We start from the raw sequence: 16618 nt of genomic DNA, 5'->3' as shown, positions 1-16618 counted from the left end.
GCAGCACGCCGGAGCAGACCGCGAAGATGCTGGAGGCCTACCGCGCGCAGTGGACGCCGGTGATCCGGGCTTCGGGCATCAAGCTCTAAGCAAGAGCCATTTCAAGGTCTTTGAGATACCCCTGGGCTGGGTGCGTTGCGGGCGTCGGGAGCCGGGACGTGCGCCCGGCGGCGCAGGACCTTTTCTCTTGTCTCGCCTGTATGGGCCGGAGACACTGTACTGGAGCAGCTATGAAGATCGTGTGCATCGGCGGTGGCCCCACCGACCTGCACTTTGCGTTGCTGAAGAAGGTGGACGCTGGACACCAGATCGCCGTGGCCGAGCGCAACAAGCCCTACGACACCTTCGGTTGGGCCGTAGTGTCCTCCGACGCGACCAGAGACACCATGCGCCAGCGGAAGCGCGAGACGGCTGCCGATTCTTGAAGAAAACCGGCTGTAGCCCAGGTATATTCTGGGCTCTTAGCTATTTATTTGATAGCTGAACCGGCCCCCGCATGGCCGCTGGCCGGGGCCGGCATTGGCCGTCGGCCGCTGGGCCAGGGGTCCGCGCTCCGGGGGAGCGCGGTGCGTAAGATCGAAGCGGCTCCTTCATAGGCAGCGGGCGGCAGGCCGCCCGCTGCCGTCCTTTCCGCGGCTCATCATGTCTCGTGCTCCATCGCTTCCGGCCGTCCGGCCTGCATCCGCCAATGGCCTGGAGGGCCACCTGCGCCACGAGCGCGAACCGGCCCTCGACGGGGTGCGGGGCTGGGCCGCCGCCATGGTGTTCTGGTCCCACTCCGCCGGGTTTCACGTGTGGGGCGGCACCGGTTTCTGGCTGTTTTTCATCCTCAGCGGCTTCCTGCTCTTTCGGCCCTTCGTCAGGAGCGGCTACCGCCTGGAGGGGCGCGGCCTGATCGGATACGGCGTCCGTCGCCTGCTGCGCATCTGGCCGCTGCTGCTGGTGGCGGTTCCCCTCTACGCCATGGCCGTTCCCGAGTTTGGGGGATGGCGCAGCGCGCTGGCGCACAGTGTGCTGATCCAGGCCGACATGCATTTCTGGACGGTGAAGCAGGAACTGCTGTTCTACGCCGTCCTCCCGCTGTTCGTCGTGCTCTGCCGCATCGCCCCCCGCCATGCCTTCGGGGTGCTGGTCGCATGCGGGGTCGGCGGCTATGTCTTGTTCGACGTCGTGCAGATCGTGTCGATTCCGTGGCAGGGCCTCGGCCTGAAGTTGCGCATCGTGCCCTTCATCATCGGCATGGCGCTCGCTGCCGGCCTCCATCGTGTCGGGCCCCGCGCAGGCAGAGCCCTGTTCTGGGCCGGCGCCATCGGGCTGTGGGCGCTGAGTTCATCGGTGCTGTTCAGCCTCTTCCATCGGGACCCCGGCTACTTCGAGTGGGAGCACCCCTATCTGCTGTGGCCTTTTCTGGCCGCCGCCATGGCCGGTGCCTATGCCGCGCCCAGCGCGCTGGTGACGCATCCGGTGGTGCGGCAGATCGGGGTGTGGGGCTATGGCATCTACATCTGGCATTTCGGCGTCCTCCTGGTCCTGAAATCCCGCATGGACGCGCCGCTCTGGGCGACCACGCTGCTCGCGGCGGCGGTGACCCTGGTGCTGGCGGCCGCGTCGTACCGATGGATCGAGGCGCCGGCGATTGCCTGGGGCCAGCGGCTGACGCGCCGGCTGCGGGGCGCGTGAGCGCACACAGGCTCACCCGCGGGCCGGGCGTGGCGAAATCCCCACGCCGGGCGGGCCGCGCGTACGGCTGTCATCGAAGCTCCGCACAATTTTCCGGAGCCACTGCCTTTTTCCATGCGCCCACTTCTCGTCCTCAGCGTCAGCGCCGGCAACGGCCACGTGCGCGCCGCGCAGGCGCTGTGCGCGGCGGCGCAGGCGCGGCAGCCGGCGTGCGCGGCGGTGCACGTCGATGCCATGGCGCACATGGCGGCGGGCTTTCGCAAGGTCTACACCGACTGGTACCTGCAACTGGTCCAGCGCGCGCCGGACCTGTGGTCCTACCTGCACCAGAAGAGCGACAGCACGCCGCACAGCGCCGCCTCGCAGCGCCTGCGCCGCGGCATCGAGCGCGCCAGCGCCGGCGCGCTGCTGCGCGAGGTGCGGCGCGTCGGGCCGGCGGCCATCGTCTGCACCCACTTCCTGCCGGCCGAGCTGCTGATGCGCGAGCGCAACCGCGGCCGGCTCGGGTGCCCGGTGTGGCTGCAGGTGACCGACTACGACCTGCACAACATGTGGATCGTGCCGGGCCTGCAGGGCTACTTCGCGGCGACGCAGGAGGTCGCCTTCCGCATGCGCGAGCGTGGGCTGGACGCCCTGCGGCTGCACGTCACCGGCATCCCGGTGATGCCTGGTTTCTCGCGCCCCGAGGCGCCCGCGCTCTTGCGCGCGGCGCAGGTGGCGCACCTGGGGCTGGACCCGGCGCGCAAGGTGGTGCTGATCGCCTCCGGCGGCGCGGGCATGGGCGACCTGCCGGCGATGGCGGCGCGCGCGCTGGCGCTGCAGGGGCCGGGCTGCGACTTCCAGGTGGTCGCCGTGGCCGGGCGCAACGCCGCCGCGCTGGCGTCGCTGCAGGCGCTGGCGCCGCGCCATGCCGGGCGCCTGAGGGCCATCGGCTTCACGCATGAGATGGACCGGCTCATGGCCGCCGCCGACCTGGTGGTGACCAAGCCGGGCGGGCTCACCATCTCCGAATGCCTGGCGCTGGGCAAGCCTATGCTGCTGGTGTCGCCGATCCCGGGCCAGGAAGAACACAACGCCGGCTTTCTGCTGGAAGAAGGAGCGGCCTGGCTGGCCTACGACATGATCGGACTGGGCTACAAGCTCGCGCGCCTCATGGCCGCGCCCGACACCCTGGAGCGCATGGCGCAACGCAGCCGCGCGCTGGGCCGGCCCGACGCCGCGCAGCAGGTGCTGGACCGCGTGCAGGGCCGCGCATGAACGCGCCACCCCGCAGTCCGTGGCGCACCGCGGGCTACCTCGCCTGGGTGCTGGTGATGGCCTTCTTCTTCGCCAACGCCGAAATCCAGATCGAGGGCGGCGCCGGCTGGGCCACCAGCCTGCCGACCTGGCGCATCGAGCACCACTGGCTGCTCGACCTGTTCTGGGGCGGGCGCGCCATGACCGGCTACCACGCCTGGGTGTTCTCCTTCATGCTGCTGGTGTTCTTCTCGCCGCTGGCCTTCTCCGGGCGCTGGAGCTGGCGCGACGCCGGCCTGGCGCTGGCCGGGCTGGCGGTGTTCTGGATCGCCGAGGATTTCCTCTGGTTCATGCTCAACCCCGCCTGGGGCTGGAGCCGCTTCGATCCGGCGCTGGCCACCTGGCACAGGCACTGGCTGTTCGGCGCGCCGGTCGACTACTGGGTGGGGCTGGCGGGCAGCGCGCTGATCCTGTACGAGCGGCACCGCCGGCCGGGGCGCCGCGCCCGGTAGCGGCCCGGTGCCGGCGCACATCGGCCAGAATCGGGGCCCGTTCCCTTCGCGCGCCGCTCCAACGCCATGCCTGTCCCGCCCGCCCACCGCCCGCGCTTCGTCCGCGCCCCCCAGCCCGCTGCTGCGGCGCAGGCCGCTGCCGCCGGCGGCCCGGAGCGGCTCAACAAGCGCATGGCCGCGCTCGGCCTGTGCTCGCGGCGCGAGGCGGACGAGTGGATCGCGCAGGGCTGGGTCAAGGTCAACGGCCGGGTGGCCGAGATGGGAGTCAAGGTCACGCCGGCAGACCGCATCACGGTGGACCGCCAGGCCGAGCAGCACCAGGAGCAGCGCGTCACCATCCTGCTGCACAAGCCCATGGGCTACGTCAGCGGCCAGGCCGAGGACGGCCACGAGCCGGCCGTGGTGCTGATCCACTCGCGCAGCCACTGGCGCGAGGACCCGAGCAAGAACCGCTTCTCGCCGCCGCAGCTGCGCGGCCTGGCGCCGGCCGGGCGGCTGGACATCGACTCGGTCGGCCTGCTGGTGCTGACGCAGGACGGCCGCGTGGCGCGCCAGCTCATCGGCGAGGATTCCGGCATCGAAAAGGAGTACCTGGTGCGCGTGACCTACGCCGCGCCGGGCGGCGGCGACATCGCCACCGATGTGCAGGCGGCCTTCCCGCCCGCGCAACTGGCGCGGCTGCGCCACGGCCTGAGCCTGGACGGCCAGCCGCTCAAGCCGGCCCAGGTCGATTGGCAGAACCCCGAGCAACTGCGCTTCGTGCTGACCGAAGGCAAGAAGCGCCAGATCCGCCGCATGTGCGAGCAGGTCGGCCTCAAGGTCGTGGGCCTCAAGCGCATCCGCATCGGTCGCGTGGTGCTGGGCAAGCTGCCGGTCGGGCAGTGGCGCTATTTGGGGCCGGGCGAACGGTTCTGACCCGCATGGCCGCGCCACTGCCTCCACCGTCCCGGCGCGGCAGCGTGGGGCGGGTGCTGGCCTGCGTGGCGGTGCTGGCCACCGCGCTCTGGGGTGGTGTCGCGCTGGCCTACCAGGGCCCCGGTGCGGCAGGGCGCGTGCTGCTGATCGCGCTGTGGGGCGGCTTCGCCCTGGCGGTGCTGGCGGCCGTGCTGCGCCGCCGCGTGGCGGCCGGCCTGGGCGTCTATGTCCTCGGCTTCGCGGCCCTGCTGGCCTGGTGGGGCAGCCTGCAGCCCTCCAATACCCGTGACTGGGCCGACGACGTGGCCCACACCGCCACCGGCACGCTGGAGGGGTCGTTCGTCACGCTGGACCACGTGCGCAACTTCGACTGGCGCAGCGACACCGACTACCGCGTGCGCTGGGAGCGCCGCCGCTACGAGCTGGACCGCCTGCAGTCGGTGGACCTGGTGGTGTCCTACTGGACCGGCCCGGCCATCGCCCACACCCTGGTGTCCTTCGGTTTCGACGACGGCCGCTTCGTGGTGTTCTCGGTGGAGATCCGCAAGGAGCGGCATGAGAGCTTCTCGGAGGTGGGGGGCTTCTTCAAGGAGTTCGAGCTGGCGGTGATCGCCGCCGACGAGCGCGACATCCTGCGCGTGCGCACCAACGTGCGCGGCGAGGACGACTACCTCTACCGCGTCATGCTGCCCCCGGCGCAGCGGCGCGCGCTGTTCCTGGCCTACGTGGAGGAGGCCAACCGTCTGGCGCGGGCGCCGCGCTTCTACCAGACCGTGACGGCCAACTGCACCACCATCGTCTATACCCTGGTGCGGCAGATCGTGCCGCAACTGCCGCTCGACATCCGGCTGGTGCTGTCGGGCTACCTGCCGCAGTACCTGTACGAAATCGGCGGCCTGGACCGCCGGCAACCTTTCGAGGCGCTGCGGCACGCCGGCCGCTTCACCGACCGCGCCAGGGCGGCCGATGCCGACCCGGCGTTCTCGCAGGCGATCCGGCGGGGCGTGCCGGGCATCGCGGCACAGGAGAGGGGCCTGCCATGAGCGCCGCGCCGGGCCGTCCCAAGCCAGCTTGCGCCGCAGTGCGCGGCACGGAGGTGTCTGCATGAGCGCCGCGCGTTGGCTGGCGGGGTTGGCGGTGGCCCTGCTGCTGAGCGGCTGCGCCGGCGTCAAGGTGTCCTCCATCGACATGAAGGACTACGTGGCGCAGCGCCGGGGCGACGTGCTCAGCACGGGCAAGCTCAGCTTCGCCACGCGCGAGGCGCTGCAGGTCATCGGCCTGGACGACACGGCCTGCGGCGCCGACCTTCCGGCCTGCCGGCGGGCGCTGGCCGCCTCCGGCGGGCTGGACGACGAACGGCGCCTGTCCGCGCTGTCGGAGCTGTGGCTGCAGGCCGCGAACGCGCCTGCGCCGGGTCCGCAGGATGCGCCGGCGCGTCTGGCGGCCTACCTGGAGGCCGCGCGCCATGCCTACGCCTACCTGTTCTTCACCGCGCGGCGGCCGGGCGAGCGGGCCTTCGAGGAGCGCCAGACCCAGGTGCGGGACTACTACAACTTCGCCGTGCAGCAGACCAGCACGCTGCTGTTCGAGATGTCGCGCAACCAGCCGCCGCACCAGGACGGCACGCCGGTGGCCGTGGCCGGCTGGAACATCCGCGCCCAGCTAGAGGACATGCGCCCGCCGGGCGAGCAGGCCATGCCGCGCGAGCTGATACCGGCGGCCTCGCTGACCTTCGCGGGCATCCGCAGCCTGTACCGGCGCGACGGCTTCGGCGCCGAACTCGTGGCCGTGACCACGCCGCAGGAACGTTCGGCCGACGGCCTGGATCTGCCCTTCCGCGAAAGTGCATTCCCGGCGATCTCGGCGATCGCCCTTTTCGCCGGCCGCAGCCTGCCCGAGGTACTGGCCACGCGCGAGGTGACGCTCGTGGCCTACGACCCGTACCGGCGCGCCACCATCGACGTGGCCGGCACCCCGGTGCCGCTGGCCGCCAATTTCACCTCCGGCTACGGCCTGTGGCTGGCGCGCTCGGACTTCGCCACGCAGGCCCTGCGCACGCTGTTCGGCGGCGCCCGCGGCCTGCAGGCGCCGCACATCTACCTGATGCAGCCCTATGACCCCGAGCGCCGCATCGTGCTCATGCTGCACGGCCTGGCCAGCAGCCCCGAGGCCTGGATCAACGTCGCCAACGAGGTGATGGGCGACGAGGCGCTGCGCCGCAAGTTCCAGGTCTGGCAGGTCTACTACCCGACCAATGCGCCGCTGGCCTACAACCGCGAGGCCATCCGGTCGGTGCTGGAGCGGACGCTGCGGCATTTCGACCCGCAGGGCACGGCGCCCGCGTCGCGCCACATCGTGCTGGTCGGCCACAGCATGGGCGGGGTGCTGGCGCGGCTGCTGGTGTCCTCGTCCGGCGAGCAACTGTGGAACAGCTTCCTGGCCGACTCCCCGATGGCGGGAGAGCAGCTCGAGCGCGCCCGCGCGCGGCTCGGGCCGTACCTGCGGTTCGATCCGATGCCGGACGTGGGGCGGGTGATCTTCATCGCCACGCCACACCGCGGCACGCCGTTCGCCGAGAACCGGCTGGCCCGCTGGGCCGCCAACCTCGTGACGCTGCCGCTGGGCATTGCCGAGCGGGTCGCCGACGTCTACGGCACCCGGCCGGGACAGGCGCAGATTTCCACGCCCGCGCCGCTGCTGCACGTTCCCAACAGCATCGACAACCTCAGCGACCGCGACCCCTTCGTGCAACGCGCGGCCACGCTGCCGATGGCCCGCGTGCCCTTCCACTCGATCATCGGAGACGACACGCCGGGCCTGCCGCTGGCCAAATCCAGCGACGGCATCGTGCCCTATGCCAGCGCCCACCTGGAGGGCGCGCGGTCCGAACTGGTGGTGAGGTCGTCGCACAGCGTGCAGGAGTCGCCGGCGGCGATCCTGGAGATCCGGCGCATCCTCCGGCAGGACCTGCAGGAGCCGTGAGCTTCAGGGCCCGCTCCGTGGCCCAGCGCGGAGGTTTTGTGGATGAAATAGGGGTTTAGCCTTAGAGCGGTGTGGGTTTGTTGCTGCTAAAAATATAGCAATTCGCTCCAGGGGCCAACGCCGTGGAAGTCAACGGCCAGGCGCTCGGGCGCTGCCGGGAGCCGCGCTGCAACTCCCCGCCGCACCGGGGCTGCCGGCTCAATATGCGAGGACGAGCGGCGGGCCCATGCGCTGCGCCTGCACGTCCTGCGGGTGGAAGGGCAGTGCCTGCCACTGCCCGGCCGAGAACATCGGCAACTGGTCGTAGGCATGGGGCGAGGCCGGGTCGCTGCTCTGGCCGTAGGTGAGGATGCCCCAGGCCACCGGGCCGCGCGCGTCGAAGCCCACCGCCTGGATGTAGCTGCTGCCGTAGTTGATGCGGTAGCCGCCCGCGCTCAGCGTGGGCTGGCCCTGCGACTCCACCTTGTTGAGCACGCCCTCGAACTCGTCGCCGCCGGGGATCGGCACGCGCCGGCCCTGCACCTCGCGCCACTGGGCCTCGCCCAGCGCCACGTCGGGCGCGTAGCCGGCCGCGCGCACCAGGGTCACCGCGTCGCCCAGCGCCTTGAACACTGCGGCGCCGACCCGGGCGTCGGCCATGGCCAGGCCGGCAGGCGTGGCCACCGGGCGCGCCGGGTCGAACGGCACGCGCCACAGGCGCGGGATGTCCTTGGCTTGGCGCCAGAATTCGCGGAACAGCACGGCGCCGTGTGCCTGCACGTCGTTGGTGCGGTCCCAGCGCGCCAGCACGGCGCAGCCCTCGCGCTGCGCCGGCGTGAGCGTGGCGTCCATCGCCCGGCAGGCGGCGGCCAGATCGTCCAGCACCAGGCGGGCGGCCAGGTTCTTGTCGCGGAACAGCACGCTGCGCACCTCGTCCAGGCCCATCCTGTTGCCCGGCAGGCCGTCGCCGCCGGCCAGGCGGCCCTCGATCTCCTCGATGCCCGCGCGCGTGCGCAGCCGCTGCACGGTGCCCACCGCGCCCACCAGCGGCGAGATCTGCGTGCCGAAAGGCCGGCCGGCGGTGCTGAGCCAGAAGCTGTCGTTGCTGTTCTGCACCCAGTCCGGGGTGATGGCCACCGGCATGCGCGCATCGGGAATGAGCCCGGGCGCGGCGGCCGCGGCGTCGCGGTGCCAGGCGCAGTCCGCGCGCGAGCCGTCCAGGACCGGCAGGCCGGCCTCCCCCAGCAGCGCGGCCGCGCGCGGCGACGGGGCGCAGCGCCGCAGCATCTCGGCCGACACGTCGGGCACCACCGACAGGTCGGCATACATCGCGTTGCCCGAGCGGTCCGCCGCCAGGGTATTGACCCACGGAATGCCCTGGTTGCCCATGGCCGCGCGCAGATCCTGCACGCTGCGGGCGCGGGCCATGCGCATCCAGGTCTCGATGGAGCGCACGTTGAGCGTGTTGGCATCGGCGATCGCGTAGGCGGTGCTGGCGCTCCAGGCCAGGCCGGCGCGCGGAATCGCCAGCACCGGGCCCCAGTCGGTGCCCCAGAAGGTGTGCTGCACCACCGGCGCGCCGGGCGTGGACGCGGGTAGCGACACGGTGCGCTGCGTCATCCGGCGCGGCTGGCCGTCCACGAGGTAGACCGTGGGGTCGGCCGGGTCGAGCTTGAGCTCGTACAGGGTGAAGCGCTTGCCGGTGGAGACGGTGTGCGTCCAGGCCACGTCCCGGTTGAAGCCGATGGTCACCACCGGGCTGGCGCCGGTGGTGGAGCCCATGACGTCGAGCTGGCCCGGGATGGTGAGGTGCATCTGCCAGAAACGGTTCATGCCGACCCACGGGAAATGCGGGTTGCCCAGCAGCACGCCGGCGCCGTCGGGCGTGGCATTGCGCCCGAAGGCCCAGCCATTGGAGCCCAGCTCGCCGCCCTCGGCGGGCCGCTGGTTCAGGCTGTAGCGCGCCAGCTCGGCGGCCGCGGCCCGCGGCGCCACGGCGGGCGGGCTGGGCGACCTGGCGCTGGTGCGGGTCGCGGCCGCGGGCGGCGCGGCGGCCAGCACCGCATCGGCCAGCGCGCCCACGCCGCCCAGCACCATGGACTGCTCGGTCAGGCGGTGCAGGTCGGCCAGCGTGATCGGCGTGACCCAGGCCGCGCCGCGGCAGGCCTGCGGCAGGTTGTGCACGCCGGTGTCCTGCAGGTAGCGGTTGTAGCCCGCGACGTAGCCGCGCTGGCTGGCCTGGGCGTCGGCGCCCAGCGCGGCATTGGCGCGGGCCAGCGCGGCGTCGTCCATGTGGCCGCGGATGAACAGGTCGATCTGCGCATTGGGCAGCATGCGCAGCCCCAGTTGCCCCTGCGCCGTGGGCCCGAAGTAGCGCGAGCGCTCGCCGCGCACCGTGACCAGCTGTTCGGCCATCTGGCACACGTTGTCCTGCGCGTAGGCGTAGGCCGTGCCATAGGCCAGGCCCTCGTAGTCAGCCGCGCTGATGTGGGCGATGCCATAGGTGGTGCGCTGGATCTGCACCGAGCGCGCGCCCGGCGCCGGTGCCACGCTGCCGCAGGCGCTGAGCACGGCAGCGGCCAGTGCCGCCAGCGCGGCGCGTTGTGGGGGCACGGAGGAAAAAGGCTTCATGGAGGACGAATGAATTTCGAGGAGAAATTCATTACAGGGACCATGCTGCGCCGCGTCATGCGTGAATACCCGGCCCCTATCCCGCGGGCGACAGGGCCGCCGGCCGCCGCAGCGGCCCGGCCCTGTGGCAGTGCGCCATCAGGTGCTGCAGCTCTTGTTGCGCGCGGCGTGCATGCCCTTGGCCTTGGCGTCGGCTTCGCTCATGTATTCGCCCGCCTTGGTCTTGCCGTAGTAGCGGTCGCCCTGGCAGTGGTAGACCTTGGTCGCGTCGTTGGCCCAGACCTTGCCGGCGCCGCCGCCCGGCGCCGCGGCGATGGTGGCGGGGTTGGGCGCCGCCGGGGTCTTGCTGGCCGCGCCGGTGGGCGGCGCCACGCCGGTCTTGTTCACCGAGGACGACTGCGTCTGCACCGCGGACGCCGCGCCCGCGGCCGCCGCGGCCGCCGGCTTGCCGCCGCTGGCGGCATCTCCGTACCAGGTCTTGATGCCCTTGTGGCCGCGGCAGGCGCCGGCCTTCTTGTCCGGGGATGCGTAGCTGCCGTCCTTGCACTGCACCGTGGTGCCGGCCGCGGCATCGGCCGGCGGGGTCAGCGCCTGGGCCGCGAAAGCGCCGAGCAGCCCGGCCGCGGCCAGTAATCGCTTGAGGGAGGGATTCATGGGAACGCTCCTGAAACCGTGTGGTGGGGCGGGCATCGTACTCCGCCAAAAGCGCGGGCGCGCGCGGGGGGCTTGAAGACCGGTCCGGGCGCCCCATATGGCCTGCGGAGCGCTCCGGGCGCCTGTCCTTTCGTCTCTTTTTTCTTCCATCCATCCCATGGCAACGACCAAGACAACGCTTTCCTTCCAGGCCGAAGTGGCGCAACTGCTGCACCTCGTCACCCATTCGCTCTACTCCAACAAGGAGATCTTCCTGCGCGAGCTGGTCTCCAATGCGTCGGACGCCTGCGACAAGCTGCGCTTCGAGGCGCTGGACAATCCCGCGCTCTACGAGGACCAGCCCACGCTGGAAGTGCGCGTGTCCTTCGACAAGGCGGCACGCACGCTGACCATCGCCGACAACGGCATCGGCATGAGCCGGCAGGAGGCGATCGACCACCTGGGCACCATCGCCAAGAGCGGCACCAAGGACTTCATGGGCAAGCTCTCTGGCGACCAGAAGGCCGACGCCCAGCTCATCGGCCAGTTCGGCGTGGGCTTCTACTCGGGCTTCATCGTGGCCGACAGGATCACGGTCGAATCGCGCCGCGCCGGCCTGCCCGCGGCCGAGGGCGTGCGCTGGATCAGCTCCGGCGCCGGCGACTTCGAGGTCGAGACCATCACCCGCGAGCAGCGCGGCACCAGCGTCATCCTGCACCTGCGCGAGGACGCCGACGAGTTCCTCAACGCCTGGAAACTCAAGCAGATCATCGGCAAGTACTCCGACCACATCTCGCTGCCGATCCTCATGGAGAAGGAGGAGTGGAAGGAAGGCGAGGACAACAAGGGCGGCGCGATGGTGCCCACCGGCGAGTGGGAAGCCGTCAACAAGGCCAGCGCCCTGTGGACGCGGCCGCGCAAGGACATCACCGACGAGCAGTACATCGAGTTCTACAAGTCGATCAGCCACGACCACGAGCCGCCGCTGGCCTGGAGCCACAACCGCGTCGAAGGCAGCACCGAGTACACCCAGCTGCTCTACATCCCTGGCACCGCGCCATACGACCTGTGGAACCGCGACAAGAAGGCCGGCGTCAAGCTCTACGTCAAGCGCGTCTTCATCATGGACGACGCCGAAGCCCTGCTGCCGGGCTACCTGCGCTTCGTCAAGGGCGTGATCGACTCGGCCGACCTGCCGCTCAACGTCAGCCGCGAGCTGCTGCAGGAAAGCCGCGACGTGCGCGCCATCCGCGACGGCTGCACCAAGCGCGTGCTGTCCATGCTCGAAGACCTGGCCAGGAAGGACGCCGCCCCGGCCGACGCCGCGGCCGAAGGCGTGACCGACGCGGTCGACAAGACCGAAGCCGCCGCGCCGTCCGACAGCGGCAAGTACGCCAGGTTCTACGCCGAGTTCGGCGCCGTGCTCAAGGAAGGCCTGGGCGAGGACTTCGCCAACCGCGAGCGCCTGGCCAAGCTGCTGCGCTTTGCCTCCACCACCAGCGACAGCGTCAGCGTCTCCTTCGCCGACTACAAGGCGCGCATGAAGGAGGGCCAGGAGGCCATCTACTACATCACCGCCGACACCCTCGCGGCCGCCAGGAACAGCCCGCAGCTCGAAGTCTTCAAGAAGAAGGGCATCGAGGTCCTGCTCATGACCGACCGCGTCGACGAGTGGGCGCTGAACTACCTGCACGACTTCGACGGCACGCCGCTGCAGTCGGTCGCCAAGGGCGCGGTCGACCTCGGCAAGCTCCAGGACGAGGCCGAGAAGAAGGCCGCAGAGGAAGCCGCCGAGAGCTTCAAGCCGGTGCTCGCCAAGCTCAAGGAAGCCCTCAAGGACAAGGCCGAGGACGTGCGCGCCACCACCCGCCTGGTCGACTCCCCGGCCTGCCTGGTGGTGCAGGAACACGGCATGAGCACCCAGCTCGCCCGCATGCTCAAGCAGGCCGGCCAGAAGGCGCCCGAGAGCAAGCCGGTGCTCGAAGTGAACCCCGAGCACCCGCTGGTGAAGAAGCTCGACGGCAGCGTGCATTTCCACGACCTCGCCAACATCCTGTTCGACCAGGCCCTGCTGGCCGAAGGCGGCCTGCCGGATGACCCGGCGGCGTACGTGAAGCGGGTGAACGCGCTGCTGGTGTGAGGAAAAAAATGGCTTCAGCCTAGGTAGTATATGGGCTGTAAGCTATGAAAAATATAGCAAAAAATCCTCATGGCGCCATCGTGCCATGAGGATTTTCCGTTCCGGGGAGTCGTCCCCCCCTGCTATTTTGGCGGGCACCTTCATCAGCATCACCACCCTCCCATGACCGCCATCCGCCATTTCCAACCCCAGGATTGGGCCAGCCTCTGGCCGCTGCTGCGATCGACCTTTGCCACCGGCGACACCTACGCCTATGCGCCCGATGCGCCCGAGGCCGCGATCCATGCCGCCTGGGTCGAGCAGCCGCTGGCCACCTACGTCGCCTGCGCCGACGACGGCACGCTGCTGGGCAGCTACACCTTGAAGCCCAACCAGCCCGGCCTGGGCGGGCACGTGTGCAACTGCGGCTACGTGGTGGCGCCCGCGGCGCGGGGGCGCGGGCTGGCGTCCGCCATGTGCGAGCACTCGCAGGCCGAGGCGCGGCGCCTGGGCTTTCGCGCCATGCAGTTCAATCTGGTGGTGTCCACCAACGAAGGCGCGGTGCGGCTCTGGCAGAAGCTCGGGTTCCGCATCGTCGGCACGCTGCCCGGCGCGTTCCAGCATCAGCGGCATGGCGACGTCGATGCCTATGTCATGTTCAAGCCGCTCAAGGGCTGAGCCTGCACCAGCACGCCGTGCGACAGGCCGTGGCGGTCCAGGTGGGCCAGGTAGTCGCGCGGCAACGCGTCGTACCCGGGCGCATGGCGGCGCTGCGCGGCCAGCGGCAGGCCGCGCACGAAGACATGCGCGTGGGTATCGACGGCGGTGACGGGGGACTCAGGCATGGCGCCGAGTCTAGGAAGACACCGGCGCGCCGATCAGTCCCCGGCCGGCCTTTTGGCATAAGCCCGCGTTATGGGCGTGGCGCCATGAATTCTGAAGAAATGTGGCTGTAGCCTAGATTTTTACTGGGCTATCAGCTATCTATTTGATAGTTCTGGATCCGGGCCCGGAACCCGTCTCAAAGTGCAGGAATGCGCAGCTTCTGCCCCGGATAGATCTTGTTCGGGTCGCTAAGCATGGGCTTGTTGGCCTCGAAGATCTTCATGTACTTGTTGGCGTCGCCGTAGTACTTCTTGGCGATGGCCGAGAGCGTGTCGCCGCTCACCACGTCGTGGTACTGCGAGGCGTTGGCCGCGGCGGCGACGGTGAGCTGGTTGTCGACCTGGGTCACGCTGCTGACGTTGCCGGCGGCCAGGCTGGCCTTCTCGCTGGCTTCCTGGGTCGGCGCGCCGCCGGTGAGCGTGACCTTGCCGCTGCTGCCGTCGTAGGTGACGGCCAGGTTGGTCAGGCCCAGCTTCTGCGTCTCGATGTAGGTGCGGATGGCCGCGCCGGCCTTGGCGTTGAGTTCCTCCGCCGATGGCGCTGCGGCTGCGGGCGTGGTGGCGGCGACGGCGCTGCTGCCGCCGAAGAGTTTCTCGCCGGCATCCTTGATGAAGCTGATCAGACCCATGTGTGCATCCTCGAAGTTGTTGTAGGAAGGGTCCACTGTAGACCAAGTGGGCACCGAAATTGTGAATCCTTGTGATGCGGACGGCCCTGGCATGGGGGCGCGCAGCCATGGCGCTCGGCGCGGCCGGCAGCGGGCCCGCATGCTGCGATGAACCCGCAGGTGTTCTGCTGCTGCTCATCGGGCTGGGTGTGGGCACGGTGTTGGCCGTCGCCCATGCGCCTCACCCACGCACACGCACCGCAAAAAACATGTGCACCGCAGCCAGCGCCATCACCAGCAGAGACATCAGTGCCACGCCCCATTCGCTGAGCGTGGGAATGGTCTGCGCGCCGGCGGGTGTCCCCATCAGCACGAAGCCGCCCGGGTCCTGGATGAACTGGTTGGCCGCGCCGTCGTGGTCGCCCAGGCCGCCATCGGTCAGCGTCAGCGTGGCGCTCAGGCGGTCGGTGGCGAGTACGGCACGCGTGGAGGGCAGTTCGTACCAGTGCGGCTGCGCGCAGGCGCTCGTACCCTGGCAGTTGAAGCCATCGGGGCTGGGGCCGTACTTCATGTACACCGCGCCCGAAGGGATGGGGCTGCTGAACTGCAGGGTGACGGTGGCGTCGCTGCCCGCGGTGCCGCTGTTCAGGTTCAGCGTCAGCACTCCGGCGGGGAAGGTGGCATTGGGCGGGGCGGTCACGCCCGGGGGCGGCGTGGCGCTGAAGCTGGCGCTGTTCACCTGCCAGTTGTTCGTGGACTGCACTGCCACCGTGGCGCTGCGGCTGCCGCCGGTGCCGACCCAGGGGGCCTGGCAAGTGGAACTGGCGGCGCCGCCGTTCTGCCCCTGGCAGACCCAGGAGTACTGCCCGCCCGACACGTTCACCGCGCTTGGCGTGCCCATGCTGCACAGCCCCGCCTTCGGGGCCAGCGCCATGGCCTGGCCCACCGCTGCGCCGCAGGCGCCATCTGCCCCCACGGGCGCCGTGGGCGTCGAGCACACCTGCGTGCCCGGTGTCTGGCCCGTGGTGGCCACCGGGGTCACGCAGAATGACAGAGTCTGGCCCGCGTCGGCGACCACCGGGGTGTACTGCGAGCCGCTGGCGCCCGGGATGGCCGTGCTGCCGCGAATCCATTGCAGGACGCTGGTGCCCTGCGGGTCGCCATTGGCGTCGGCGTAGGTATAGGACCCCGTGAGCGTTTGGCCCATGCGCGGCGTGCCCGTGACGCTGACGCCCGAGGCGGTGGGCGCCGCGTTGGCGGAGATGAAGTTGAATGTGACGGTGCACGACTGGCCCGCTGTCAGTGCGCTCGTCTGGTAGGAGGCGGTGCTGGCGCCCACCGTGCCGGAGGTGAATGCGCCATTGCAGTCTCCCGATGGCTGGTCGATCACGTAACCCGTATTCGCGCTCAGGCTGAAGGTGGCCGAGCCGCCGCTGGCCACGATCTGCTGCCCCGTGGGATTGAAGGTGCCGCCCGCGCCCGCGCTGGCCGTGACGCTCGCGCCCTGCGGTGCCTGGCAGCTTGCCGCTGCGCCGCCGTTGCTGCCAGCACAGGACCAGTTGAATGTGCCGCCGGTGACAGAACTACTGCTGAAGGTGCCCGCGCTGCAGGCGACCGCGCCCGCGGGCAGGACGAGGAGTGGCTGCTGCCCATTGGCGCTTCCGCAGGCGCCGTCCGTGGCTGGCGCCAGATTCAGTGTGAGGACGACCCGGCCGCCGCCGCCGTCGGCGCCAGGATAGTTGGGGGCGCCGCCACCGCCGCCGCCGCCTGGAGAGGCCCCTTGAGTCGCCGAGGAACTGCTGGGGAAGTGAGCGCCGTTGCCGCCAACGCCCGCGCCCGTGCCGCCGGATCTGCCGTTGGGGCTGCTGCCTGCGCTCGTAGCCGTGGCAGAACCGCCGCCGCCCAAGCCTGTATAAGGCGTCTGCGACGCAAGTACCGATCCCCCTGCATGCTTGACCGCCGCGGGCGCGGTGCAACCGTCAACGGAGCCGCCCGGTGCGCCGTTCTGAAGGAGCGCAGTGCCGGGCCTGGGGCCACCGGCACCGCCATTGGCGCGCATGCCGTCGATGCCGCCACCGGTGGCACTGGAGTAGCCGCCCGCCATGCCGTCCGTGCTGTCCAACAGCGCAGGACCGGCTGCGCCGCCCGCTCCCCCCGTGCCTGTGGTGATGGTGAGTGCGCTACCCGGCGTCACCGCGAAAGTGGCCTTGCAGTACGAGCCTCCGCCTCCACCCGCGGCCCCGCGCACGTCGTCCATGTTCCCACCGCCACCCCCGCCCCCGCCGCCCCAGGCTTCGATGGTCACCGACCCAATGCCGGCAGGGATGGTGCAACTTGCTCCATTGGTGTCGCCATTGACGCAGTCGGCGGCCAAGGCTGGCAGGGCCAGGAGGGCGCCGAGCGCACAGGCAAATGGGGTGGTATGGACCATGATCCGGC

Annotated in this window: 12 protein-coding genes and 2 pseudogenes; 9 read left to right on the top strand and 5 right to left on the bottom strand. The window is 70.5% G+C overall.

The window, feature by feature from the left end:
- Window positions 1-230 precede the first annotated feature (230 nt).
- The 7 genes and pseudogenes from JHD63_RS06150 to JHD63_RS06120 all read left to right on the top strand — a co-directional run.
- Window positions 231-413, top strand: a pseudogene (locus JHD63_RS06150) (hypothetical protein); the annotation flags it as partial.
- Between the two features lie 229 nt (window positions 414-642).
- Entirely contained in the window at window positions 643-1680 is a 1038-nt protein-coding gene (locus JHD63_RS06145) for an acyltransferase family protein (RefSeq protein ID WP_198969857.1), read from the top strand.
- Between the two features lie 114 nt (window positions 1681-1794).
- On the top strand, window positions 1795-2937 hold the full coding sequence (locus JHD63_RS06140; protein ID WP_198969856.1) for an MGDG synthase family glycosyltransferase: 1143 nt from the start codon (window positions 1795-1797) through the stop codon (window positions 2935-2937).
- The gene (locus JHD63_RS06135) at window positions 2934-3428 is read left to right on the top strand and encodes a hypothetical protein (RefSeq protein ID WP_198969855.1); all 495 of its coding nucleotides are present in this window, start codon (window positions 2934-2936) and stop codon (window positions 3426-3428) included. Before JHD63_RS06140 ends, JHD63_RS06135 begins: the two co-directional genes overlap by 4 nt.
- A gap of 66 nt (window positions 3429-3494) precedes the next feature.
- A complete protein-coding gene (locus JHD63_RS06130; protein WP_198969854.1) occupies window positions 3495-4343 on the top strand; it encodes a pseudouridine synthase in 849 nt (282 codons plus the stop codon).
- Window positions 4344-4348: 5 nt separating this feature from the next.
- The gene (locus JHD63_RS06125; RefSeq protein WP_198969853.1) at window positions 4349-5386 is read left to right on the top strand and encodes an Lnb N-terminal periplasmic domain-containing protein; all 1038 of its coding nucleotides are present in this window, start codon (window positions 4349-4351) and stop codon (window positions 5384-5386) included.
- Window positions 5387-5447: 61 nt separating this feature from the next.
- Window positions 5448-7325, top strand: a complete 1878-nt coding sequence (locus tag JHD63_RS06120) for an esterase/lipase family protein (protein ID WP_198969852.1) — start codon at window positions 5448-5450, stop codon at window positions 7323-7325.
- 198 nt (window positions 7326-7523) lie between these two features.
- Here JHD63_RS06120 and JHD63_RS06115 read toward each other — a convergent pair whose 3' ends face one another.
- Window positions 7524-9935, bottom strand: coding sequence for a penicillin acylase family protein (locus tag JHD63_RS06115; protein ID WP_198969851.1), 2412 nt, complete (start codon window positions 9933-9935; stop codon window positions 7524-7526).
- A gap of 138 nt (window positions 9936-10073) precedes the next feature.
- A complete protein-coding gene (locus JHD63_RS06110; RefSeq protein WP_198969850.1) occupies window positions 10074-10589 on the bottom strand; it encodes a DUF3761 domain-containing protein in 516 nt (171 codons plus the stop codon).
- A 157-nt stretch (window positions 10590-10746) separates the two neighbouring features.
- On the opposite strand from JHD63_RS06110, the gene htpG reads away from it, so the two are divergent.
- Together htpG and JHD63_RS06100 are read left to right on the top strand one after the other, a co-directional pair.
- Window positions 10747-12708: a molecular chaperone HtpG gene (gene htpG, locus JHD63_RS06105; RefSeq protein ID WP_198969849.1), complete on the top strand. Its 1962-nt coding sequence runs from the start codon at window positions 10747-10749 to the stop codon at window positions 12706-12708.
- Window positions 12709-12870: 162 nt separating this feature from the next.
- Complete coding sequence (locus JHD63_RS06100) at window positions 12871-13365, top strand: GNAT family N-acetyltransferase (protein WP_198969848.1); 495 nt, start codon at window positions 12871-12873, stop codon at window positions 13363-13365.
- A gap of 2 nt (window positions 13366-13367) precedes the next feature.
- Here the strand turns inward: JHD63_RS06100 and JHD63_RS06095 are convergent.
- The 3 genes and pseudogenes from JHD63_RS06095 to JHD63_RS23910 all read right to left on the bottom strand — a co-directional run.
- Window positions 13368-13532, bottom strand: a pseudogene (locus JHD63_RS06095) (amidohydrolase family protein); the annotation flags it as partial.
- A gap of 176 nt (window positions 13533-13708) precedes the next feature.
- Window positions 13709-14200 (bottom strand): peptidoglycan-binding protein LysM, encoded by a 492-nt coding sequence (gene lysM, locus JHD63_RS06090; RefSeq protein ID WP_198969847.1) that lies wholly within the window; start codon window positions 14198-14200, stop codon window positions 13709-13711.
- A gap of 220 nt (window positions 14201-14420) precedes the next feature.
- Window positions 14421-16610, bottom strand: coding sequence for an IPTL-CTERM sorting domain-containing protein (locus JHD63_RS23910; RefSeq protein WP_445327097.1), 2190 nt, complete (start codon window positions 16608-16610; stop codon window positions 14421-14423).
- Window positions 16611-16618 lie beyond the last annotated feature (8 nt).

This window comes from Xylophilus sp. ASV27, from assembly GCF_016428875.1.
In the GTDB taxonomy this organism is placed as follows: Bacteria; Pseudomonadota; Gammaproteobacteria; order Burkholderiales; family Burkholderiaceae_C; genus Xylophilus.
The sequence above is the reverse complement of the archived record's forward strand: the minus strand, read 5'-3'. Positions and strand labels throughout refer to the sequence as shown.